Source organism: Coprococcus sp. ART55/1 (genome assembly GCF_000210595.1).
GTDB lineage: Bacteria > Bacillota > Clostridia > Lachnospirales > Lachnospiraceae > Coprococcus > Coprococcus aceti.
The window spans coordinates 44,447-50,282 of record NC_021018.1 but is presented as its reverse complement, the minus strand read 5'-3'; the positions used below and the strand labels follow the sequence as shown (position 1 = coordinate 50,282).

5 protein-coding genes and 1 pseudogene are annotated in these 5,836 nt (G+C 40.0%); 5 read left to right on the top strand and 1 reads right to left on the bottom strand.

Annotated elements, in window-relative coordinates:
- The 5 genes from CCU_RS00200 to CCU_RS00180 all read left to right on the top strand — a co-directional run.
- Positions 1-325 (top strand): hypothetical protein (locus CCU_RS00200; RefSeq protein WP_330369768.1); only part of this gene is annotated, 325 nt, incomplete at its 5' end.
- 145 nt (positions 326-470) lie between these two features.
- Entirely contained in the window at positions 471-896 is a 426-nt protein-coding gene (locus CCU_RS00195) for a type II secretion system protein (RefSeq protein ID WP_015533118.1), read from the top strand.
- Positions 897-1,456: 560 nt separating this feature from the next.
- Entirely contained in the window at positions 1,457-2,701 is a 1,245-nt protein-coding gene (pilM, locus tag CCU_RS00190) for a type IV pilus assembly protein PilM (RefSeq protein ID WP_015533117.1), read from the top strand.
- Positions 2,671-4,677 (top strand): FtsK/SpoIIIE domain-containing protein, encoded by a 2,007-nt coding sequence (locus tag CCU_RS00185; RefSeq protein ID WP_015533116.1) that lies wholly within the window; start codon positions 2,671-2,673, stop codon positions 4,675-4,677. Before pilM ends, CCU_RS00185 begins: the two co-directional genes overlap by 31 nt.
- Positions 4,670-4,915 (top strand): EsaB/YukD family protein, encoded by a 246-nt coding sequence (locus tag CCU_RS00180; protein ID WP_015533115.1) that lies wholly within the window; start codon positions 4,670-4,672, stop codon positions 4,913-4,915. Before CCU_RS00185 ends, CCU_RS00180 begins: the two co-directional genes overlap by 8 nt.
- A gap of 422 nt (positions 4,916-5,337) precedes the next feature.
- Here CCU_RS00180 and CCU_RS00175 read toward each other — a convergent pair.
- Positions 5,338-5,836: pseudogene (locus CCU_RS00175) on the bottom strand (type I restriction-modification system subunit M); the annotation flags it as partial.

Below are 5,836 nucleotides of genomic sequence, written 5' to 3'. Positions count from 1 at the left end.
AAAGTACATAGCAAAGTCAAGAAGATCGACCGATGTGTCGAACGCCCAGACTATAGCGACGGCAGTCGCCAATGCCTTATCGGTAGAGAAGGCATATGATGATGCCACACCTGGTGATTACCCGGTGAATACCGATGGCACACAGCTTGGCACATCGAATGCGTTCACATCAGAAGTCACAAGTCAGCTTGGGACAAGTACATTCAAGCCAAAGTATGACAAGGACAAGCAGTTCACTATCACAGTCAATAGTGATAAGGCTACATTCACCGTAAAGGTGGACAGCTCAGAGCTGTATCCGGATGTGTGTGATGCTTACAAGTAACATACGTCTGGTAGCTATTTGATATATCATGTATGACCTGCATGATAACTAAAAAGGTTAAACCCGGTAGAACGAGGATGCCGGTTTGATATAGTGCAAAGCACATAACAACACACAATAAACAACTAAAAAGGAGAGTAATATTATGAAGAAAAACAACAAAGGTTTCTCATTAGTAGAGTTAATTATCGTTATTGCTATCATGGCAATCCTTGCTGGAGCTCTTGCACCGGCACTTATCAAGTACATCGCTAAGTCAAGAAGATCAACAGATGTATCAAATGCACAGACAATCGCAACAGCAGTTACAAACGCACTTTCAGTAGAGGCAGCTTACGATGCAGCAGAAGCTGGTGATTATACATTATCAACAACAAAGCCTGTTGCAGTAAATGGAACTGGCGCTGCATTTACAAGCGAGGTTGTATCACAGCTTGGTTCAGCTGCATACAAGCCAAAGTATGATAAGGATCAGTCATTTATGTTTACACTTAGCTCAGATAAGTCTACTTTCACTGTAACAGTTAATGGTTCAGAGCTTTATCCAGATGTATGTGCAGAATACAAGTAAGATTCTGACAGACTTGTGTAAACTTACGGATTGTTCATGAGAACATGATTGATGTTACATAAGTGTAGCACAGACGGTGATTATACCTGTTGCAACCTCGTACAGGCAGTGAGTGTGATCATCGTCAGGTGCTGACACATTATCTACTATTTATATTTATAGTAGCTGGGGATTTTCCCCGGTTGCTATATCTTTACACAGAGCTGAATATGGAGGAAAGAATGTTATATAGAGTGTTATATAGTCTGATCCTTTATACTCACTCTTTCTTTGCAGTCAGCGGTTTTTTGTATATGTGACATGTCACATAGCATGACTTATGGCGGCAACTGGCTTACCTAGGTAGAGCTGGTACTTATTTTTCAGTGAGTTTCTTCTATATAAAAGGGTCATTATGTGGATGAGATGAGCTATTAAAAGGGTGACAGAATGTTGACCTTTATCCGGAAAGCACTTATCCGGAACAATTATATGAATGGGGTGAACAGCGGTAAGCTGGTACTCAAAGCAATGTGGAATTTTCCATACAAAACTACTGATTAGCGAGGGAGGCTATAAAAATGGCGAGTAATAATAAAGTCTTAACAATCGACATTACAAATGAAAGTATTACTATCGTTGAAGTTACACCTTCAAACAAGAAGCAGTCAACGATACACAACGCTATCATCTTCGAGACACCGGAAGATGCCTATGAGGATGGCGTGATCAGAGACAAAGAGAGAATAGCAGAGGCAATCAAGTCTCAGCTCTCAGCAAATGGAATAACAAACAAGAACGCGATATTCGTTCTTACCTCTACAAAGATCGTTAACAGAGAGGTTCTTGTACCTTTCGTTAAGGAGAACAAAATTAAAGGAATTATTAATGCGAACTCATCAGAGTATTTCCCTGTTAATATAGAGGATTACGTAGTGTCTCATACAGTTCTTGAGACAGTTACTGATGAAGAGAATAACAAGCAGCTCAGAGTTCTTGCAGTCGCTGCACCAGAGAACATGGTAAGATCATACTATGATCTCGCAGCTATGGCTGGACTGAAAGTAGTAGCACTTGATTATATTGGTAATGCAATGCTTCAGTTGATCAAGACTCAGACAACAGAGGCAATGACAACTATGGTAATCCAGTTGGGCAGTGAATCAACAGTGCTCAACATCGTAAAAGGAGATACACTTCTCCTTCAGAGAACAGTTCCATACGGAACAAATGTTGTTGTGAATGAAGTTATGGATGCGAAGGGCGTGGATGCAACAACAGCCATGACATTACTTCAGAATGAAAGACTTCTCACGGTAGATTTCGACGACAACGCAATAACAGGAGCGTTCAGATATCTCATCAACAACATCGGTCGAGTTATGGACTTCTTCACATCAAAGAATCCTGATAAGCCTATTGATGATGTATTCCTCACAGGTGATGGAGCCCTTATCAAGGGAATCGACGGCTTGTTCAAGGTTCAGCTCAATGTATCAACCAGAGTAATGGATACATTGTATAACATCAAATTTGACCCAAAGATTGATCTTAAGATTTATAATCCTGTATATCTCATGGTTCCTATCGGAGCTGCCTTTGACCCTATGGGCTTCGAGCTTGGTGAGACTGGCAGCAAGGGCGGTGCAAGCAGTGTTGACACAACACCACTGGTTATAGCATTTATCATCATAGCAGTCATAGTTGCAGGTGGTGTTACAGCGTACTCGTTCATAGCTAAGAACAAGGCTCAGTCAAAGCTTTTAGAGTGCAGGATAAGCAGGACAGTAAAGAGATGCTGCACAAGGAGGATGCTGCTTTTATAACTCAGGCAGGAAGGGGATATCTGCAGGTTGGAAATGATGAAGTGTATGAGCTATTCCAGTCTGGCTGGAGTGGAGCTGAGTATCGGGGAGATGCGGTTTCTGGTGAAGATACACGAACTGCGATACTTTCAGCTTCTGGTTCGGAGATTATAAGAAAGAAGAAAATTGCCAAAGTGTCAAATCCGGCAAACAGCGTAACGCAGTTGGATGCGGTTAAAGAGTATTTGGCCAAGGTAGCAAGAGAAAATGGATATAACAGAGATTATAGTTTGTGGATACCACCAATAGCTAATCCTATATTTATAGACGATATAGATGATGAATATCCGATAAATAAATCAGATGATGCATATTCATTGGTGGCAACTATAGGAATGTACGATGATCCATCAAGGCAAAGTCAGAAACCATATAGGATCGATATTGCGGATGCTGGAAATATTGCAGTATGTGGAACGAATGTAAGTGGTAAAAGTACCTTTGTTCAGACACTTATTGCATCATTGATAACCAGATATAAAGCTTCAGAAGTAAATATATACATAGCAGACTTTAGCAATAAATCTTTGCGGTGTTTTGAACAGGCTCCACAGGTTGGCGGTTTTGTTAGCGAGGATGATGATGACAGAATTAGGAAACTGATATTCTTAATAAACAGGATTATATCTACAAGAAAAAATATTCTTGGTGGAATAAGCTTCAACTCCTATAAAAAAGTTAACAAAAACGATATGCCTGCAGTAGTGTTCATAATAGATAACTATGCTGGATTTCGTGAAAAAACAGCAGAAATATATGATGATAATATGCAGAAGATTGTTCATGATGGTACTGCATATGGAATATATACGATTGTAACTGCAAATGGATTTGGTAATACGGGAATACCTGGAAGGATAGAAGACAATATATCTGAAACAGTGGCATTGAGCCTGAATGAAAAGTATATGTACTCATCGGTTCTGAGAACAGGAAGAGTGGAGCTTGAACCGGAAAATCTAAAGGGAAGAGGACTCATAAAGGTCGATGGAGAAGTAATGGAATTCCAGACAGCGATAGCTACGGATAGGTGCGATGATATGGAACGTATAGAGTTACTTCGCAATATGTGTGCATCTATGGCTGAAGGAGCTACTGAGGTAGCGGAAGGTGTTCCTGAAATTCCAGAAAAACCTACGTGGGAGATATTCAAGAGGCGTAATGATGTTGCACAGATGTGTAATGGATATATGCTGCCGATAGGATATGACAGTGTAAGTGCGGAGGGATATGGAATAGACCTTAGGAGAACATTCTGCTATACAATTACGGGCAGAGCAAGAACTGGTAAGAAAAATGTTATGCGGTTATTGATGAATGCAGCACTGATGAGAAATGCAGATATAGTTGTTATAGAACATGGTTCCAATGAGTTCAAGCCTGATTCGGAATTGTTGGGAGCAACGTATATAGATAGCGAAGCAGCACAGGCAGATTACTTTACAATGCTGGTTCCAGAATTTGTGGAGAGAAATAAGTTTAAAAATCAGGTAAAGGAACAAGGCTATGATGAGAATGAAATATATAGCCAGATGACCCGGTTTAAGGAAACATACATTTTTATTGCAGATATGGAAGCGTTTTTAAATACATTGTATTCGCCGAGTGAAGGCATTACAAGAATTGTCCCATTTATAGAGAATGTTGTAGAGAAAGGCGCTCTGCACAACATATTCATTATAGGGTTGATTGATACAGCAAGTCAGTCAGAATGTCGTGGACGAAAAGTATATGATGTTATGACTGGATATCATATGGGAATACAACTGGGTGGCAATTGTGCTGAAACTTCATTTTTTAATTTTACTAATCTATCATTTACAGAGGCAAATAAGGTATACAAACCAGGTATAGGTATGATCCCACAGGATAATGATGATCGGAATGTATCGCAGATAATTATACCGTTATACAGGAGGCAGATAAAGCATGATTAAGTCCAGGTTGATTATGCCAGAAATAAATCAAGAATTTGATGTTCAATATAATGAGAATGCACAGGTTTGTGATGTGATAACGGATACTTTGGATGTTGTATCGCAGTATCTGCGAACAGGCTATGTGAATCGTGAGCACTGGGTATTAGTGTTACCGAGAGAAGGCATGGTTATGGATCCAGATAGAACCTTGAAAAGTTATCATGTTGAAAATGGCGATAAACTGATACTCATGTAGATGAAGGATGTGTGATGTTAGTATCGTAAAGATACTTGACAAGTACAGGGGGGATGAAAATAATGGGGAATAGAGGCGTGCTTTTATATGTAGACTTGGGCAAGCTTGAAGATGAACCATACAGATTGTCAAAGATATATGATACACTTGGACAGTATATTGATGATATCAGACGTCAGAGAGACATAATATACATAAGTAAGATGGCGGAATCTCTGGATATATCATCCCTGGACAGATATCGTGCTCAACTGGTAGATGAATATGATCGGCTTGGAACTCTGAAGAAGATTCTGGATGAGGCATACGATCTGTATAAAGAATGTAATGAAAAATTCGAGGCATCTGGACAGACTCTGTGCAACCTATATGCTGAAACTCCATGGTATGAGACCAGTGAGGGAAAGCTGGCTATAGGTATAGGTATACGGTGGATTAGACACTATAAGTTCAAATGGCTCATCATCCCAATGTTGCGGACTGGTAAGTGTATCCTCGCAGGCTATATCAAACTTATCAAATCCAACATCATGAAGGAACATATTTATACGGCACAGGTTATATGTAGTTATATTTATTTCCTGTCCGTAGAATCCATTTCTGATTGCATCCCTGCCAAGAACTTTTTCCGCCTTAAGCAGCAATGAACCAGATCCGCAAGCAGGATCATATACCTTATTTATTTCGGTCTTGCCTACTGTTCCAAGCCTTGTAAGAAGTTCAGACACATCCGCAGGCGTGAAGAACTCACCGCCAGATTTACCTGCATTCGACGCATACATAGTCATGAGATACTCATACGCATCGCCAAATGCATCTATAGAATGATCTTTCACATCGCCAAGATTCATATCTCCCACTCCATCGAGGAGCTTTACAAGTTTCTCATTTCTCTTGGCAACAGTAGAACCAAGCTTATTA

What these genes read in the sequence shown, in the direction of transcription:
- CCU_RS00195 (WP_015533118.1), top strand. Translation starts at nt 471, where the DNA reads ATGAAGAAAAACAACAAAGGTTTCTCATTAGTAGAGTTAATTATCGTT.
- pilM (WP_015533117.1), top strand. Translation starts at nt 1,457, where the DNA reads ATGGCGAGTAATAATAAAGTCTTAACAATCGACATTACAAATGAAAGT.
- CCU_RS00185 (WP_015533116.1), top strand. Translation starts at nt 2,671, where the DNA reads ATGCTGCACAAGGAGGATGCTGCTTTTATAACTCAGGCAGGAAGGGGA.
- CCU_RS00180 (WP_015533115.1), top strand. Translation starts at nt 4,670, where the DNA reads ATGATTAAGTCCAGGTTGATTATGCCAGAAATAAATCAAGAATTTGAT.